This window comes from Ensifer sp. Root127 (genome assembly GCF_001425225.1).
Classification (GTDB): domain Bacteria; phylum Pseudomonadota; class Alphaproteobacteria; order Rhizobiales; family Rhizobiaceae; genus Ensifer; species Ensifer canadensis.
Map to the genome: position 1 here is coordinate 12,884 of NZ_LMDX01000020.1, position 16,621 is coordinate 29,504.

Genomic DNA, 16,621 nt, shown 5'->3' on the forward strand with positions numbered 1-16,621 from the left:
AGGGAGTACTCCATGACATTGTCCACACGGATCGCGCCGCTGCTGCCCTATCTGCGCCGCTACTCGCGCGCATTGACCGGGTCGCAGACATCAGGCGACGCCTATGTGGCCGCGGTACTCGAAGCCCTGATTGCCGATACCTCCATTTTCCCGGAGGCCAGCAATGACCGGGTCGCGCTGTTCCGCCTCTACACGTCGCTCTTCGGCTCCTCGTCGGTGCTGGTTCCCGAGCCGGTTTCGCCCTTTGCCTGGGAGCAGCGCGCCTCGGTCAATCTGGCAAACGTTTCGCCGCTTGCCCGCCAGGCTTTCCTTCTCGTCTCGGTCGAAGGTTTCCGGCCCGAGGAAGCAAGCGAAATCCTTGCCGTCACCGACGACAAGATCGGTTCCCTTCTCGACCGCGCTTCGCAGGAAATCTCGCGACAGGTCGCAACCGATATCATGATCATCGAGGACGAGCCTCTGATCGCCATCGATATCGAAAACATGGTCGAGAGCCTTGGCCACCGAGTGACCGGCATTGCCCGCACCCGCGACGAAGCAATCGCGCTCTATAAGAAGACCCGTCCGAGCATGGTGCTTGCCGATATCCAGCTCGCCGACGGCAGCTCCGGTATCGATGCGGTCAACGATATCCTGAAGGCCAGCGCCATCCCGGTGATCTTCATCACCGCCTTCCCTGAGAGGCTGCTGACCGGCGAACGCCCTGAGCCGACCTTCCTGGTCACGAAGCCTTTCAATCCTGACATGGTGAAGGCGCTGATCAGCCAGGCGCTGTTCTTCAACGAATCGACGAAGGCCGCAGCCTGATCATCGACACAGCATCTATCGCCGGCGGCCTCGGTCGCCGGCTTTTGTTTGTCCACTTGTTGCTGTCGCCCGCCCTTGCCTTTCGTCGCTGGTGTCCTGATTGGCATGCCCGTTGATGGCAAGCGCTGGAAACAAAACAGCCAGTGCCGAGGGAAGGCACTGGCTGACATTGTTCAACTCACCGGGGGAGTGTGAGTTGTAAACCGGCGGATTACCTCCGGCGCCACATTGGGGGCGATGCGCGCCACCGTCCGGTCTGAAAATAAAATGCGTGACGCAAACAAAGGTTCCCGGAGTTGCGCGTTTGCCGATCATTTTTTTATTGCAGCGCGTCCAGTTCGTCGCGATGGCGGTAGAGCGCAAGGAAGCGGCGGTAGTCGCGATCGTAGATGTCACGCATGGCGTCGTTCGGCCGCCGCTCGCGCCCGCCGGACGCCATCGCCGCACCGGCCACGGCGAGATCGACGTGAACCTGACCGGCAACGGCTGCCGCCATCGCCGTTCCGAGAAGAACGGCGTCAGGCGCATCGGGTGCTACGACCCGGCAACCCGTGACGTCGCAATAAAGCTCCATCAGAAGCGCATTGCGCACGTGGCCGCCGGTGACGTGAAGTGTGTCGAGTTCGTAGCCGACCTCACGCATCATCTCGAGGATATGGCGGATGCCGAGCGCGATCGCCACGCAGGTGCGCCAATAGAGCCGGCACAGCGCATCGAACGACGAATCGAACGGCAGGCCGCTGATGACGCCGAGCCCGTGTGGATCGGCAAGCGGTGAGCGGTTGCCGTGGAAATCCGGCAGTACATGCAGCCGTTCGGCAAACTGCGTTCCGTGCAGGACGCGCAGTTCCTGGACGCGCGCGATGATCCGGCCGTGGGTCTCGGTCGTTGGCTCCAGGCCGCCGCCATGAATGCGCACGATGTGATCGAGCAGGGCGCCGGTCGCCGACTGGCCGCCTTCGATCAGCCAGGCGCCGGGCAGCACCGCTTCGAAATAGGGTCCCCACATGCCGAAGCCGGGCTTCATATCCTTGGAGAAGGCAACGATGCAGCTCGAGGTGCCCGCGATCAGCGCCAGTTGCCGCTCGAGCTTTTCCGGCTCGCCGGCAAAACCGCCGAGCACGCCGAGCGCCCCGGCATAGGCGTCGATCAGACCCGGTGCCACCTGGCAGCCGATATCAAGACCGAGCTCGGCGGCAGCCTCCACCGACAAGCCCCCGACCGAGCTTCCGACCGGCTGCGTTTCCTCCGGCAATCCGCCCCGCGCAAGCAGATCCTCGAGGCCGATCCGCGCGAGATAGTCCGCCTGCCAACCGCGCTGTTCATGGGCGAGATAGTTCCATTTCGCCGTCAAGGTGCAGCGCGAGCGCGCCGCACTGCCGGTCGCCCGCCAGGAGAGATAGTCGGCGAGATCGAAGAAAAAGCCTGCCTTCTCCCATTGGCTAGGCAGATTCCGCTTCAGCCACATCAGCTTCGGCATTTCCATCTCCGGCGACATGACGCGGCCGGAGAAATCGAGGACCGGGTGTCCGGTGGCGGTACAGAAATCGGCCTCCGTCAGCGCCCGATGATCGAGCCAGACGATTGTGTCCCAGCGCGCCTCGCCCTTTCGGTTGACGGAAAGCGGCGCGCCGCTCCGGTCGCGCACCACGAGCGAACACGTTGCATCGAAACCGATGGCGGCAATGCTCTCCGGCGCGATGCCGGCCTTGTCTCTGGCAGCTTTCACCGAGCCGCAGACAGCTCTCCAGATATCTTCCGAATCGTGTTCGGCATGATTTTCTTCCGGCCGGTTCATGGCGATCGGCAGGTCGGCACGCGCCAGAAGCCTGCCATTCCGGTCGAAAATTCCGGCACGGGCACTGCCGGTACCGACATCGACCGCAACGACGAATTCACGCATCAATGGAGATCCCCGTCCCCGTTACAGCACGCTGCAACATCTTGAAACTGCCGCATAATTTTCCCATCAAATCGATTTCGACTTGAGGAATTATGCACTATTGGCGGACAAACTGTAACAATTCGCCCATGTCGTCAAACAGCACGTCGGGGTCGAGCTTGGCGAGTGTCTGTCGATGACGGTCGCTGCGCGCATGTCCGCCACCGGCGAAGGCAAAGGCCCGCATGCCAGCGGCGTGCGCGGCTTCGATGCCGGCCGGACTGTCTTCGACGACGATACAATCCTTGGGTGCATAGCCCATCTCCCGGCTCGCCAGCAGAAACAGGTCGGGCGCCGGTTTGCCATGTTTGACCATCGTTGCAGAGAAGATGTTCGGCTCGAAAAGATCGATCAGACCGGTGACGGTCAGCGACAGCCGGATGCGTTCCGGCTGGCTGGACGAGGCGACGCAACAGGCGACGCCAAGGTCTTCGACCGCCCGGCGAATACCGGCGATCGGCTGCAACTCCGTACGGAAACGCTGATAGAGCCGCGTGCGCATTTCTTCGAGAAAGGCGTCGTCTGTCGCCAGGCCATATTCGTCGTGAAGTATGGCAGACATGCTTTTCAGGCTGCGCCCGAGAAACCGTTCGGTCGCCTCCTCCGTGGTCATCGACACGCCTGCCGCCGCCAGCACGTCGACCAGGACTTCGAGCGAGATCGGCTCGCTGTCAACCAGCACGCCGTCGCAATCGAAGATCACCAACCTGGACGCGCCGTCGGCCATAACACCCTACCCCTTACAGCGCTGCGCATCTTTTAAGACGCGCCAACGTCGCTGTAACTCTTTGAATTGCTGCGTAATTTCATCCTTAAATCGGGCCCCGTTCTAAGGAATTATGCAGTAAGCTTGCCGTCCAGATAAAGCTGGAGCGTAGCGCGCGTACCTTTTTCCCAGAGGGTTTTCAATGCGTGGGTGAAGCGCTTGCGGAAGAGATCGGATTGGGCGACCTCGCCGAAAATGTCCGACAGCGCCAGAAAAGCCGTCGGATCCTGCCTTGCGGCACGGGCTGCCGCCTGAAGCCGTTCGGCGTTCTGGTCGTTGAAGACAATCTGCTTGCCGCTATCGGTCGTGCCGTCGAAGTAGCGGCACCAGAGCGCTGACACCAGCGCCAGGCCGACGACGTCTTCGCCCCGCGCCAGCCGGTCGGCCGTCGAGGGCAGGATGAATTTCGGCTGCCGGTTGGAGCCGTCCTGTGCAAGCCGCGGGATCGTGTCGCCGATCTTCGGGTTGGAAAAGCGCATCTCGATCAGCTTGTAATAATCGCCGAGATCGGTGTTCGGCACCGGCGGAATGACCGGAATGATCTCGTCATGCTCAAGCTTGGCGAGAAAATCACGGATCAGCGGCTCCTCCATCGCCTCGTGGACGAAATGAATGTCGAGCAGGGCTGCGGGATAGGCGATTGCCGCGTGGCCGCCGTTGAGGATGCGGATCTTCATGTGCTCATAGGGCGCAACATCGGGCACGAACTGCACGCCGACCTTTTCGAGCGCCGGGCGTCCCTGCGGAAAATGATCCTCCAGCACCCATTGCTTGAACTCTTCGCAAAACACCGGCCAGCCATCCTCGATCTCGTAATCGGTTGCGACGATGCCGATTTCGCGTGCGCCCGTGGCCGGCGTTATGCGGTCCACCATGCCGTTCGGAAAGGCGATATTGGCGTCGATCCAGTCGGCGAAATCAGGATCGAACAGCCGGGCAAGGCCTGAAACCGCAGCGTGGGTCACCTCGCCATTGCCCGGAATGTTGTCGCATGACATCACCGTGAACGGCGGAATTTGTCCGTCGCGGCGTGCCTTCAGACCGGCAACGATCAAACCGAAGACCGTCTTCGGCGCGGCGGGATTTTGCGCATCGTCAACGATGGCCGGGTGGGTCGGATTAAAAACGCCGGAGGCTGGATCGATGAAATAGCCGCCCTCGGTGATCGTCAGCGAAACAATGCGGATCGCCGGGTCTGCAAGCCTGGCGACGATGCCAGCGACGTCGCCGGGCCTGAGATAGTCGATCATCGCGCCAGTCACATGCGCGCCGGTGCGGTTGTTGTCCTGCTCGACCACCGTCGTCAGGAAATCCTGCGCCGCGAGCTTTGCCCGCATTTGTTCATCGGAGGGAAGGACCCCGGCACCGACGATCGCCCAGTCATGGTCGTGCCCGGCATTGAAGAGATCGTCGAGATAGACGGCCTGATGGGCACGGTGAAAATTGCCGACACCGAAATGCACGATACCGGCTTTCAGATCGGCGCGATCGTAGCTCGGCACGCCGGCCTTGGCCTTCACTGCGTCGAGCGCGGCAAGAGAAAGTTTGGTCGTCATGGTCTCGTTTCCTTATCGAGGCATCGTCCGGAGACGGGCCTCAGCTCATCCAGTTGCCGCCATCGACGTTGTAGGTCTGCGAAACGACGTAATCGCTCTCGGCAGAAGCGAGGAAGATCGCCATGCCCGTGAGATCCTCGGCCGTTCCCATGCGCCCATAGGGGACTTCCGCTCCCGCGAGCCTCTTCTTCTCGCCGCGCGGGCGGTTCTCGTATTTGGCAAACAGTGCGTCGACGCCGTCCCAGTGCTCGCCATCGACGACGCCGGGCGCAATGGCGTTGACGTTGATGCCGTGCTTGATCAGGTTCAGCCCCGCCGACTGGGTCAGGCTGATGACCGCTGCCTTGGTGGCGCAATAGACGGCGACCAGCGCCTCGCCGCGCCGGCCTGCCTGGCTCGCCATATTGATGATCTTGCCGCCCCTGCCCTGGGCGATCATCTGTTTGGCAGCCGCCTGCATCGTGAACAGCGTCCCCGAAACATTGATCGAAAACAGCCGGTCATAGCTTTCACGCGTGATCTCGACGATCGGCGCGAGATCGAAGAGCGCGGCGTTGTTGACGAGGATATCGAGACCACCGGCCTCGGTGACAACCGATGCGATCGCCGCGTCGATGGAGTTCTGCTGCGTCACATCCATCTCGACGGCATAGGCGCTCGGGCCGATTTCCGATGCGGTCTCACGCGCCCGCGCCAGATTGATGTCGGCAATCGCCACTGTGGCGCCTTCTCGCACATAGGCTTCGGCGAAGGCACGACCGATACCCCGCGCGGATCCGGTGATCAGCGCGCTTTTCCCGTGAAGACGTTTCATCGAACTGCCAGTCCCTTGTCGTCGAACCTGTGGACGCGCTGGGCGTCGGGCGTCAGGAACACCCGGTCCCCGTGGGCGACGGCGAAATCGCCGCTGACACGCGCGGTCATCGTTCCGATATTGTCGACGTTGACGTGCAGGAAGGTGTCCGAGCCCAGGTGCTCGGCAACGCCGACCGTGCCGGCCCAGGTGCCGTTTTCCGTTGAAAGCACCAGATGCTCGGGCCGGATGCCCATAGTGTGCGCCTGGTAGGCGGTAGCCGGCGCACCGGAAACGAAGTTCATCCGCGGCGACCCGATGAAGCCCGCCACGAAGAGATTGTCCGGCTTGTGATAGAGGTCGAGCGGCGAGCCGACCTGCTCGATGCGCCCCCGGTTGAGAACCACGATCTTGTCGGCCATGGTCATGGCTTCCACCTGATCGTGGGTGACGTAGACCATGGTCGTCTTCAGATCCTGGTGCAACTGGCTGATTTCGAGCCGCATGTTGACGCGCAGTGCTGCGTCGAGGTTCGACAAAGGCTCGTCGAACAAAAAAGCTTTCGGCTGGCGCACGATCGCGCGGCCGATGGCGACACGCTGGCGCTGGCCGCCGGAAAGCTGGCGAGGCTTGCGGTCGAGATAGTCGGTCAGGTTGAGCACACGCGCTGCGTCGGCCACCTTCTTGTCGATGACAGCCTTGTCCTCGTTCGCCATCTTCAAAGGGAAGCCTATGTTCGAGCGCACACTCATATGCGGATAGAGCGCATAGGACTGGAACACCATCGAAAGTCCACGTTGCGCTGGCGGCAGCTCGGTGGCGTTCTTGCCGTCGATGACGATCTCACCATCGCTGACATCCTCTAGCCCGGCGATGAGCCTGAGCAGCGTCGATTTTCCGCAGCCCGACGGGCCGACGAAGACGACGAACTCGCCATCGTCAATATTGAGGTCGATCGACGGGATGACGGCATGGGCGCCGAAGACCTTCGAGACGTTTCTGAGTGTAATGTTTCCCATTGTCGTATCCCTTATTTGACCGCGCCGAAGGTGAGGCCGCGCACGAGCTGTTTCTGCGAGAACCAGCCGAGTATGAGGATGGGGGCAATCGCCATGGTCGAGGCCGCCGAGAGCTTGGCGTAGAACAGGCCTTCGGGGCTCGAATAGGAGGCGATGAAGGCCGTGAGCGGCGCCGCCTTCGCGGCGCTGAGGTTCAGCGTCCAGAACGCCTCGTTCCAGGCAAGGATGATGTTGAGGAGCAGCGTCGAGGCGATGCCCGGGATCGCCATCGGCGTCAGCACATAGATGATCTCCTTGGACAGCGATGCTCCGTCCATGCGTGCCGCCTCGAGGATCTCGCCGGGGATTTCCTTGAAGTAGGTGTAGAGCATCCAGATGATGATCGGCAGGTTGATCAGCGTCAGCACGATGACGAGGCCGGTGCGGGTATCGAGCAGGCCGGTGTTGCGGAACAACAGGTACATCGGCACGAGCACACCGACCGACGGCATCATCTTGGTGGAGAGCATCCACATCAGCACGTCCTTGGTGCGCTTGGTCGGCGAGAACGCCATCGCCCAGGCAGACGGGATGGCGATGATCAGGCCGATCAGCGTCGAGCCGAAGGAGATGACGACCGAGTTCATGAAGTGCAGGAAGTAGTTCGATCGGCTCTGGACCTCATGATAGTTCTCCGTCGTCCAGTCGAAGAAGAACAGGGACGGCGGCGAGGCGATCGCCTCTGCCTCGGTCTTGAAGCTCGTCAGGAACGTCCACAGGATCGGGAAGAAGATCAGGATGCCGATCGTCCAGGCGACGACCGTGACGACGATCTTTCTTTGGGTGGAGACAGTGCGTGCCATCGGTATCAAGCCTCCAGCGTCTTGCCGATCATGCGCATCAGGAAGAATGCGACGATGTTGGCGAGGATGACGGCGATGATGCCGCCGGCGGATGCGCCGCCCACGTCGAACTGCAGCAGGGCCTGCGCATAGACGAGGAAGGTGAGGTTCGTGCTCTGCGTGCCCGGACCGCCATTGGTCGTCACCAGGATTTCCGCAAAGACCGAGAGCAGGAAGATCGTCTGGATCAGGATCACCACGGTGATCGCACGAGAAAGATGTGGCAGCACGAGATAGATGAAGCGGCTCCAGGCGCTGGCGCCGTCCATCTGGGCTGCTTCCTTCTGCTCTTCATCGAGCGATTGCAGCGCCGTCAAAAGGATCAGCGTCGCAAAGGGCAGCCATTGCCAGGCGACGATGAGGATCACCGACATCAGGGGTGCATTGGCGAGAAAGTCGAAGGGCTGCAGTCCGAAGAGCTTGGCCAGCCAGGCGAACAGCCCGTTGACCGGGTTCATGAACATGTTCTTCCACACCAGCGCGGCGACGGTCGGCATGATCAGGAACGGCGCGATCACCAGGATGCGCACGATCCCCTGACCGAACATCGGCTGATCGAGAAGAAGCGCCAGCGCAATGCCGCCGACGACGGTGATGAAGAGCACGCCCAGCACGATGGCGAGCGTGTTGAAGATCGCCTGGAAGAAGGCGGGATCGGTGAGGAAGTAGCTGTAGTTCGAAAAGCCCGCGAACTCCTCCATTCCCGGCATCAAGAGATTGTAGCGCAGGAATGAGAAGTAGATTGTCATGGCCAGCGGAACGATCATCCAGGCCAGAAGCAGAAGCACCGAGGGCGCGATCATCAAACGCGCGGCGGAGCGGGTGTGCAAGGTCGCCATGGCGTCCCCCCAAATGACGGAATTCAACGCTGTTTCGAGATCGGGTCGGGCCAGCGCGTTTACCCGCGTGGGCCCCTTGACTGCCTCCAGGAATTACCGGGGCGCCAACCATTTGCGGCCGGCACCCCGGGCCCTTGGGAGCCTTATTTGATGTAGCCGGCCTTGGTCATCTCACGCTCGGTCAGTTGCTGGGCGCTGGCAAGCGCCTGGTCGACGGTCATCTGACCGGCAAGAGCCGCCGCGAACTGCTGCCCGACTGCTGTGCCGAGCCCCTGGAATTCAGGGATCGCCACGAACTGCACGCCGACATAGGGCACCGGCTTGACGGCCGGGTTCTTGGGGTCGGCTGCATTGATCGAGTCGAGCGTCATCTTCGCGAAGGGCGCTGCCTTCTGGTACTCAGGGTTGGCGTAGAGCGATGTGCGCGTGCCCGGAGGAACGTTGGCCCAGCCTTCCTTGTCGGCAACGAGCTTCAGATAGTCCTTGCCGGTTGCCCAAGCGATGAACTTCTCGGCCGCGGCCACCTTCTGCGAACCGGCGGGGATGGCAAGGTTCCAGGCCCAGAGCCAGTTTCCGCGTTTGCCGAGGCCAGTGTCAGGTGCAAGCGCGAAGCCCACCTTGTCGGCAACCGTCGATTCCTTCGGGTTGGTCACGAACGAGGCCGCAACCGTCGCGTCGATCCACATGCCGCATTTGCCGGTCTGGAACAGCGACAGGTTTTCGTTGAAGCCGTTCGAGGATGCACCGGGCGGTCCGGCGTCATTCATCAGCTTGACGTAGAAGTCGAGCGCGTTCTTCCATTCCGGCTGGTCGAACTGCGGCTTCCAGTTCTCGTCGAACCAGCGGGCGCCGAAGGCGTTCGCGGTTGCGGTCAGGAAGGCCATGTTCTCGCCCCAGCCCGCCTTGCCGCGCAGGCAGATGCCGTAGACTTCGTTGCCCTTGTCGGTGATCTTGCGCGCCGCGTCGGCGATGAAGTCCCAGGTCGGCGCGTCGGGCATGGTCAGCCCGGCCTTTTCGAACAGGTCCTTGCGGTACATCACCATCGAGCTTTCGCCGTAGAACGGTGCGGCATAGAGCTTGTCGTCTATGGTCAGGCCCGAGCGGATCGCCGGCAGCAGGTCGTCGACGTCGTAGTCGGCGCCGAGATTGTCGAGCGGCATAAGCCAGCCCTGCTTGGCCCAGATCGGCACTTCGTAGGTGCCGATGGTCATGATGTCGTACTGGCCACCCTTGGTGGCAATATCCGTCGTCACGCGCTGGCGCAGCACGTTTTCCTCGAGTGTCACCCACTCGAGCGTAATGTCCGGATTCTTGGACGTGAATTCATCCGCCAGCTTCTGCATTCGGATCATGTCGCCGTTGTTCACGGTCGCAATGGTCAGCGTTTCTGCTTGGGCCAGACCTGCCAGAGCGACTGCCGAGCACGTGCTCAGCAGGAAAGTTCTCAAATTCATCGACTTCCTCCCAGAAGAAATTGAGCATTTGCCTTGCTCATGAGCAATTACTCACTTCTTGTGAAAAAATGTCAATCCGCTTTCGTTGCTGCGCTGCAACCAGAGCCGTTATGAATCTGTTTTGATTGCGGATTTTTTATCAGCAGGTGGTGATATGAACGCCAAAGGGCCGGCGCATGGCCGGCCCTTCCCAAGCAGAAACGCTGCGATCAGGCGTTGAGCAGATAGGCGGCGGTCGCCTCATCGGTGATAATGCCGTTGATGATCCGCCCCTTGAGCGCGGCCTTCAGCGCCTCATATTTGCGCCGCCCCTTGGCAAGCCCGATCACCGACGCATTGTCGCGCGATGGCAGAGGAACGGAGGCGACACGGTCGTTGAAACTGCCCGCCAGCAATGCGCCGTCGTGGTCAAACATCCAGCCGCAGATTTCCCCTGCGGCGCCGGACTTCGTCAGCTGCCCCATCTCGTCCTGCGACAGAAATCCGTCCTGGCAAAGCGGCGCCTCGGGGCCGAGTTCGCCGACACCGACAAAGGCGACATTCGCCTCCGCGCCCAGCTTCAACGCCACCTGGACGAGGCTCTGGCTGTGCAGCACCGCGCGCTCCTCCGGCGAGGAGGCGAGAACCGGCAAAGGCATCGGGAAATGCCGCGCCTTGACGGCATCGGCCATGCTAAAGATGACGTTGTAATAGGCGGCCGAGCCGTCGAGCCTGATATTGCCAGTCAAGGACACGATGCGATGCTGCGGACATTCCATCGCCGGCAATTGGTCGATCGCCGCCTTCAAGGTCCGGCCCGTACCGATCGCCAGAACCTGGGGCTCGGTTAATTTGAGCCAGCGCTCGATCTCGGCGGCCCCTGCCTCGGCGATGCCGACCGTGGTCGAACTCGATCCGGGATCGCTCGGAACCACGTCCACATGCTTTAGCTCGTATTTTTCCCGAAGCCGTTCGGCAGCCTCCAGGCATGCGGCAATCGGATGATCGAGCCTGACCTTGATCAGGCGCTCCGCCATGGCAAGCGAAACCAGCCGCTGGGCCGATTGGCGCGAAATGCCCATGACCGTGGCGATCTCGTCCTGGGTACGGCCGGCGACATAGTATAACCAGCCCGCGCGGGCAGCATCATCAAGCCTGTTGTTCGCCTCAGCCCGTCGCGCCATGCCACTTCTCCATTCCCCCGCGATCGCGATGTTTTGGGTCGAATCAACTCAAAACATCGCGATCGCTTCCCCTAAGTTAGAGCGGGATGCGGGCGGAAAACCGCACACACTTTTCCTCATCCCGCTCTGATTTGCTGCCACTATTTGCCCTGCCCTGTCAAACAGCAGTCAAGAACAATGGCTTGGCAGGTCTGCAGCAAATCCCCGGATCGCAAGGCTTTCCCAGCATTTCGATGCCAAACTTTTACCGTTTGATAAAAAAATAAAGCGTGTTACCGTTCCATCATCCTGAGAAAACATTGGGAGCCAAAAATGGGAACGACGCAATCTGGGATCCTCGGCGGCCGCCTGCCGCTCGCGGACTACGAAACCAATTTCTCCGACCTCCATCCAGCCCTCGACAGGCACGAGGCATTGGTCGCCTCCGACCGCTGTTATTTCTGTCATGACGCGCCCTGCATGACGGCCTGTCCCACCTCCATCGATATCCCGCTGTTCATTCGGCAGATATCGACGGGCAACCCCATCGGCTCGGCAAAGACGATCTTCGACCAGAACATCCTGGGCGGCATGTGCGCCCGCGTCTGTCCCACCGAAACGCTCTGCGAGCAGGCCTGCGTGCGCAACACGGCTGAGGAGCGTCCGGTCGAGATCGGCCGCCTCCAGCGCTATGCGACCGATATCGCGATGAAGGAGAACAAGCAGTTCTACACCCGCGCTGCGACCTCCGGCAAAAAGGTTGCCGTCGTCGGCGCCGGGCCAGCGGGGCTTGCCTGCGCCCACCGCCTTGCGGTCAAGGGCCACGAGGTCGTCCTCTACGATGCCCGTGAGAAATCCGGCGGCCTCAACGAATACGGCATCGCCGCCTACAAGTCCGTCGACGATTTCGCCCAGAGCGAGGTCGACTACGTGCTGTCGATCGGCGGCATCGAAGTCCGCCACGGCCAGGCGCTCGGCCGCGATTTTTCGCTTGGCGATTTGACCGAACAATATGACGCCGTCTTCCTCGGTCTCGGCCTTGCCGGCGTCAACGCGCTGCGCCTCGAAGGCGAAACCGCCGAGGGCGTAGACGACGCCGTCGATTTCATCGCCGCCCTTCGCCAGTCGAAGACCAAGGCCGACATTCCGGTCGGTCGCCGGGTCGTGGTTCTCGGTGGCGGCATGACCGCCATCGACGCCGCCGTCCAGGCCAAGCTGCTCGGCGCCGAGGAAGTGACGATCTGTTATCGCCGCGGCAAGGAGCACATGAACGCGTCCGAGTTCGAGCAGGACCTGGCCACCTCCAAGGGCGTCACCATCCGCCACTGGCTGCAGCCCAAGCGCATCGCGCTCAAGGACGACAAGGTCGCCGGGATCGAACTCGAATACACTACGCTCGTCGATGGAAAGCTGACGACGACGGGCGAAACGGGTATCATTGCCGCAGACCAGATCTTCAAGGCGATCGGTCAGTCCTTCGAGGCGTCCGGCCTCGGATCGCTCACGTTCGAAGCCGGCCGCATCGTCACCGATGCCGAAGGCAAGACCTCGCTCGCCAATGTCTGGGCCGGCGGCGACTGCGTGCTGGGTGGCGAGGACCTGACGGTCTCCGCCGTCGCCATGGGCCGCGATGCCGCTGAAGCGATCAACCGGGCTTTCGCCGCGGCCATGCCGCGCGCGAGCGCCGTTGCATAACGGATCGGGAGAACGGAACAATGGCTGATCTTCGCAACAATTTTGTCGGCATCAAATCCCCGAACCCGTTCTGGCTGGCGTCCGCGCCGCCGACGGACAAGGCCTATAACGTCGAGCGTGCCTTCAAGGCAGGCTGGGGCGGCGTCGTCTGGAAGACGCTCGGCGAGGAAGGACCGCCTGTCGTCAACGTCAACGGCCCGCGCTACGGCGCGATCTGGGGCGCCGACCGCCGGTTGTTGGGCTTCAACAACATCGAGCTCATCACCGACCGCGACCTTTATGTGAACCTGCGGGAAATGAAGCAGGTCAAGATGAACTGGCCGGACCGGGCCCTGATCGCATCGATCATGGTGCCCTGCGAGGAAGAGGCCTGGAAGGCGATCCTACCGCTGGTCGAAGAAACCGGCGCCGACGGCATCGAGCTCAATTTCGGCTGTCCGCACGGCATGTCCGAACGCGGCATGGGCGCCGCTGTCGGACAGGTGCCGGAATATATCGAAATGGTCGTTCGCTGGTGCAAGCAGTACACGCGCATGCCCGTCATCACCAAGCTGACGCCCAATATCACCGACGTCCGCAAGCCGGCCCGCGCCGCCAAGGCCGGCGGCACCGACGCAGTGTCGCTGATCAACACGATCAACTCGATCGTCTCCGTCGATCTCGACAACTTCGCCCCGAACCCGACGGTCGGCGGCAAGGGTACCCACGGCGGCTATTGCGGCCCGGCGGTCAAGCCGATCGCGCTCAACATGGTCGCCGAAATCGCCCGCGATCCGGAAACCTACGGCCTGCCGATATCAGGCATCGGTGGCATCACCACCTGGCGCGATGCGGCCGAGTTCCTGGTGCTTGGCGCCGGCAACGTGCAGGTCTGCACCGCGGCAATGACCTACGGCTTCAAGATCGTCCAGGAAATGATCTCCGGCCTGTCCGACTGGATGGATGCCAAGGGTCACCGCAACCTCGACGACATCACCGGTCGCGCCGTGCCGAATGTCACCGACTGGCAGTACCTCAACCTCAACTACATCGCCAAGGCCAAGATCGATCAGGATTCCTGCATCAAATGCGGTCGCTGTCACATCGTCTGCGAGGACACCTCGCACCAGGCGATCACCCAGTTCGTCAACGGCGTGCGCCACTTCGAGGTGATGGACGACGAGTGCGTCGGCTGCAACCTCTGCGTCAGCGTCTGTCCCGTCGAGAACTGCATCACCATGGAAGAACTGCCGGCAGGCGCCATGGACCAACGCACCGGCAAGCCGGTCGATCCGAACTATGCCAACTGGACGACGCATCCGAACAATCCGATGGCCCGCCAGGCAGCGGAATGACCAAAACCGACGCCGCCGGATTCTTGTCCGGCGGCGTCGGGAATTGGTGTTCGATCAGACCGCGACCACCACCTTGCCGAAGGCGCCGCGATCGAGATGCGCCAGTGCCTCGCGGAAATCCGCAAACCGATAGCGCGCATCGACCACAGGCTTCAGACCGGTTTGATCGACAGCCGCGACGAGGTCCTCAAGCGCCCGGCGATGGCCGACGCCGATGCCCTGGATGACAGGCGATTTCAACAGCACCAGCGGCGCCGGCGCCGAGATCTCGGCGCCTTCGAGCACCCCGATGACCGAGATCCGTCCCTGCACCGCCACCGCATGCAGCGACCGGCCGAGATTGGCGCCACCGGCAAGCTCCAGGATATGATCGGCGCCGTGATCGCCGGTGATCTCAAGCACACGCTCCACCCAGTCTTCCGACAGGCGGTCGATGCCATGGTCGGCACCGAGCTCGAGGGCGCGATCGAGCTTGTCCCGGCTTGCCGACGTGACGATGACTTCGGCCCCATGCGCCTTGGCGATCTGCAACCCGAACAGCGCGACACCACCCGTCCCCTGCACGACGACGCGGTCGCCGGCCTTCGGCCGCCCCTTCTCGACCAGCGCGTACCAGGCCGTTACACCGGCGCAGGGCAAGGTGCTTGCCTCGCCATCGTCAAGGCTCTTTGGCGCATGGACGAACCAGTCTTGCGGGAACGTGACATATTCCGAAGCAACGCCCGGATTGAGACCGCCGAGCGCAAACGACGTCGGTTGACGGGCCGTTCCCGGCTTTTGACCGTCGATCCAGCTGGGGTCGAAGACGGAAATGACCCGATCGCCGGCCTGAAAGCGCGTCACGTCGCTGCCGACCGCCTCGACGACGCCGGCCATGTCGGAGCCCGGCACGAAGGGGAAGACGAGCGGCATGCCCATGCCGTTTTCGAGCACCAGCTTGTCGCGAAAGTTGAGCGAAAAGGCGGTCGTGCGAACCAGCACCTCGCCCGGCCCCGCCTGTGGGATCGGCCGCTCCGTGAGCTTCAGGTTCTGAGGGCCGAACGCATCGATGGTCCATTCCTTCATCAGTCTCGCCATGGTCTTTCCTTTCATCGGATTTGATCTGATGGAGAAAGCATAGCGTTGAAATTATCTCTCCAGTTGCGATATGATTTCGTCATATTGGTTCCATGAGGGATACAAGATGAGCTACCTGAACGGCGTTTCGGTGTTCGTGGAGGCGGCCGACGCGGGCGGATTTTCCGCCGCCGCCGAAAGGCTCAACCTGTCGCGTTCAGCCGTCGGCAAGACCGTCGCCAAGCTGGAGCAAAGGCTGGGCGTGCGCCTGTTTCATCGCACCACCCGCACCCAGAGCCTGACCGACGAGGGTCAGCTGTTCTACGAAAACTGCCAGAGGGCGCTCAGCGAAATCAGAGCCGGCGAGGCGCTGCTGGAATCCGGCAAACAGGAGATACAGGGACGGCTGCGCCTGTCGATGCCGGTGCATTTCGGCCGCCAATGCATCATGCCGTTGCTGTCGAAACTGCTGCAGCAACATCCACGGCTGGAGTTCGACCTCAACTTCAGCGATCGCAACGTCGACCTTGTCGAGGACGGCTTCGATCTCGCCATCCGCACCGGCCCGCAACGGGATGAGCCCGAACTGATGATGCGCAAGATCGCCGACCAGCGCATGACCGTGTGCGCCTCCCCGGCCTATATCGAAGCGAATGGCGCACCGGAGACTATCGAAGACCTGACGGCGCACCAGGCGATCCTCTATCGGCGCAGCGGACAACCTCTCGCCTGGTCCTTTCCAGTGAAGGCCGGCCAGACGCAGACCGTCACGCCGCCGGCGCGTCTGCGGCTCGACGACCTGACGTCGATCGCCGACGCGGCGGCCGACGGCTTCGGCATCGCCTGGCTGCCTTGCTGGCTGGTGGGCAACCGCATCGCTTCCGGCTCGCTCGTGCAGATACTCGCCGATGTGCCCGCTCTGTCCTACGGCACCTATGTCGTCTGGCCGAAAACCCAATATATGCCGCCAAAGCTGCGGCTGCTCATCGATACCCTTGCCGCGCGGCTGCCGCCCATGATGGAATGACGCCAACGGCTATCCCTGTTGCGAGCGGAGGCGTCGGAAGCCAAGCAAGGAGGCAACGCGCCGGCAGCACCGTCTTCGCCCCGTTCAAGCGCGACACCGACTGTTTCGGCCAAAGCCAACAGATGTGGATGCTGAACTTCCGCGTCGACGCCATGACGGAGCAGCTTCGTACTGCGGGCATCGAGGTGACAGCCGACCCGCAAACCTATCCGAACGGCCGCTCCGCCAGGCTCTACGACCCCGAAGGCAACCCGATCGAGCTTTGGCAGCCGAACCCCGCCGAATAGCGCCAGTGGCCAATGACGCGCAA

At 62.1% G+C, this 16,621-nt stretch carries 15 protein-coding genes; 5 read left to right on the top strand and 10 right to left on the bottom strand.

What is annotated here, in order from left to right; translation table 11 throughout:
- The first annotated feature begins 12 nt into the window (after positions 1-12).
- Positions 13-807, top strand: coding sequence for a response regulator (locus ASD03_RS21110; RefSeq protein WP_025428098.1), 795 nt, complete (start codon positions 13-15; stop codon positions 805-807).
- Positions 808-1,126: 319 nt separating this feature from the next.
- On the opposite strand, the gene ASD03_RS21115 is transcribed toward ASD03_RS21110, so the two are convergent.
- The 9 genes from ASD03_RS21115 to ASD03_RS21155 all read right to left on the bottom strand — a co-directional run bounded on the left by ASD03_RS21115 (position 1,127) and on the right by ASD03_RS21155 (position 11,220).
- Positions 1,127-2,710 (bottom strand): FGGY-family carbohydrate kinase, encoded by a 1,584-nt coding sequence (locus ASD03_RS21115; protein WP_057206516.1) that lies wholly within the window; start codon positions 2,708-2,710, stop codon positions 1,127-1,129.
- A gap of 97 nt (positions 2,711-2,807) precedes the next feature.
- Positions 2,808-3,476, bottom strand: a complete 669-nt coding sequence (locus tag ASD03_RS21120; RefSeq protein WP_025428100.1) for an HAD family hydrolase — start codon at positions 3,474-3,476, stop codon at positions 2,808-2,810.
- Positions 3,477-3,586: 110 nt separating this feature from the next.
- Positions 3,587-5,071 (bottom strand): mannitol dehydrogenase family protein, encoded by a 1,485-nt coding sequence (locus ASD03_RS21125; protein WP_025428101.1) that lies wholly within the window; start codon positions 5,069-5,071, stop codon positions 3,587-3,589.
- Between the two features lie 40 nt (positions 5,072-5,111).
- Complete coding sequence (locus tag ASD03_RS21130) at positions 5,112-5,885, bottom strand: L-iditol 2-dehydrogenase (RefSeq protein ID WP_025428102.1); 774 nt, start codon at positions 5,883-5,885, stop codon at positions 5,112-5,114.
- Positions 5,882-6,883 (bottom strand): ABC transporter ATP-binding protein, encoded by a 1,002-nt coding sequence (locus tag ASD03_RS21135; protein WP_025428103.1) that lies wholly within the window; start codon positions 6,881-6,883, stop codon positions 5,882-5,884. The genes ASD03_RS21130 and ASD03_RS21135 overlap by 4 nt, the downstream gene beginning before the upstream one ends.
- A gap of 11 nt (positions 6,884-6,894) precedes the next feature.
- The gene (locus tag ASD03_RS21140; RefSeq protein WP_025428104.1) at positions 6,895-7,725 is read right to left on the bottom strand and encodes a carbohydrate ABC transporter permease; all 831 of its coding nucleotides are present in this window, start codon (positions 7,723-7,725) and stop codon (positions 6,895-6,897) included.
- A gap of 5 nt (positions 7,726-7,730) precedes the next feature.
- Positions 7,731-8,603 (bottom strand): sugar ABC transporter permease, encoded by an 873-nt coding sequence (locus ASD03_RS21145; RefSeq protein WP_025428105.1) that lies wholly within the window; start codon positions 8,601-8,603, stop codon positions 7,731-7,733.
- A gap of 143 nt (positions 8,604-8,746) precedes the next feature.
- Positions 8,747-10,057, bottom strand: a complete 1,311-nt coding sequence (locus ASD03_RS21150; protein ID WP_025428106.1) for a sugar ABC transporter substrate-binding protein — start codon at positions 10,055-10,057, stop codon at positions 8,747-8,749.
- 209 nt (positions 10,058-10,266) lie between these two features.
- A complete protein-coding gene (locus tag ASD03_RS21155; RefSeq protein ID WP_025428107.1) occupies positions 10,267-11,220 on the bottom strand; it encodes a sugar-binding transcriptional regulator in 954 nt (317 codons plus the stop codon).
- A 312-nt stretch (positions 11,221-11,532) separates the two neighbouring features.
- Between ASD03_RS21155 and ASD03_RS21160 the strand changes: the two genes are divergently transcribed.
- Complete coding sequence (locus ASD03_RS21160) at positions 11,533-12,894, top strand: NAD(P)-dependent oxidoreductase (RefSeq protein ID WP_057216119.1); 1,362 nt, start codon at positions 11,533-11,535, stop codon at positions 12,892-12,894.
- A gap of 20 nt (positions 12,895-12,914) precedes the next feature.
- On the top strand, positions 12,915-14,228 hold the full coding sequence (gene preA / locus ASD03_RS21165; RefSeq protein WP_025428109.1) for an NAD-dependent dihydropyrimidine dehydrogenase subunit PreA: 1,314 nt from the start codon (positions 12,915-12,917) through the stop codon (positions 14,226-14,228).
- A gap of 54 nt (positions 14,229-14,282) precedes the next feature.
- Here the strand turns inward: preA and ASD03_RS21170 are convergent, their stop codons facing one another.
- Entirely contained in the window at positions 14,283-15,305 is a 1,023-nt protein-coding gene (locus ASD03_RS21170; protein WP_025428110.1) for an NAD(P)-dependent alcohol dehydrogenase, read from the bottom strand.
- Between the two features lie 106 nt (positions 15,306-15,411).
- On the opposite strand from ASD03_RS21170, the gene ASD03_RS21175 reads away from it, so the two are divergent.
- Both ASD03_RS21175 and ASD03_RS40695 read left to right on the top strand, forming a co-directional pair.
- Positions 15,412-16,311 (top strand): LysR family transcriptional regulator, encoded by a 900-nt coding sequence (locus ASD03_RS21175; protein WP_025428111.1) that lies wholly within the window; start codon positions 15,412-15,414, stop codon positions 16,309-16,311.
- 128 nt (positions 16,312-16,439) lie between these two features.
- On the top strand, positions 16,440-16,598 hold the full coding sequence (locus ASD03_RS40695; protein ID WP_143347943.1) for a VOC family protein: 159 nt from the start codon (positions 16,440-16,442) through the stop codon (positions 16,596-16,598).
- Positions 16,599-16,621 lie beyond the last annotated feature (23 nt).

Bases quoted from the DNA above. Each gene is read 5' to 3' on its own strand.
- ASD03_RS21110 (WP_025428098.1), top strand. From the start codon at position 13: ATGACATTGTCCACACGGATCGCGCCGCTGCTGCCCTATCTGCGCCGC.
- ASD03_RS21115 (WP_057206516.1), bottom strand. From the start codon at position 2,710: ATGCGTGAATTCGTCGTTGCGGTCGATGTCGGTACCGGCAGTGCCCGT.
- ASD03_RS21120 (WP_025428100.1), bottom strand. From the start codon at position 3,476: ATGGCCGACGGCGCGTCCAGGTTGGTGATCTTCGATTGCGACGGCGTG.
- ASD03_RS21125 (WP_025428101.1), bottom strand. From the start codon at position 5,071: ATGACGACCAAACTTTCTCTTGCCGCGCTCGACGCAGTGAAGGCCAAG.
- ASD03_RS21130 (WP_025428102.1), bottom strand. From the start codon at position 5,885: ATGAAACGTCTTCACGGGAAAAGCGCGCTGATCACCGGATCCGCGCGG.
- ASD03_RS21135 (WP_025428103.1), bottom strand. From the start codon at position 6,883: ATGGGAAACATTACACTCAGAAACGTCTCGAAGGTCTTCGGCGCCCAT.
- ASD03_RS21140 (WP_025428104.1), bottom strand. From the start codon at position 7,725: ATGGCACGCACTGTCTCCACCCAAAGAAAGATCGTCGTCACGGTCGTC.
- ASD03_RS21145 (WP_025428105.1), bottom strand. From the start codon at position 8,603: ATGGCGACCTTGCACACCCGCTCCGCCGCGCGTTTGATGATCGCGCCC.
- ASD03_RS21150 (WP_025428106.1), bottom strand. From the start codon at position 10,057: ATGAATTTGAGAACTTTCCTGCTGAGCACGTGCTCGGCAGTCGCTCTG.
- ASD03_RS21155 (WP_025428107.1), bottom strand. From the start codon at position 11,220: ATGGCGCGACGGGCTGAGGCGAACAACAGGCTTGATGATGCTGCCCGC.
- ASD03_RS21160 (WP_057216119.1), top strand. From the start codon at position 11,533: ATGGGAACGACGCAATCTGGGATCCTCGGCGGCCGCCTGCCGCTCGCG.
- preA (WP_025428109.1), top strand. From the start codon at position 12,915: ATGGCTGATCTTCGCAACAATTTTGTCGGCATCAAATCCCCGAACCCG.
- ASD03_RS21170 (WP_025428110.1), bottom strand. From the start codon at position 15,305: ATGGCGAGACTGATGAAGGAATGGACCATCGATGCGTTCGGCCCTCAG.
- ASD03_RS21175 (WP_025428111.1), top strand. From the start codon at position 15,412: ATGAGCTACCTGAACGGCGTTTCGGTGTTCGTGGAGGCGGCCGACGCG.
- ASD03_RS40695 (WP_143347943.1), top strand. From the start codon at position 16,440: ATGCTGAACTTCCGCGTCGACGCCATGACGGAGCAGCTTCGTACTGCG.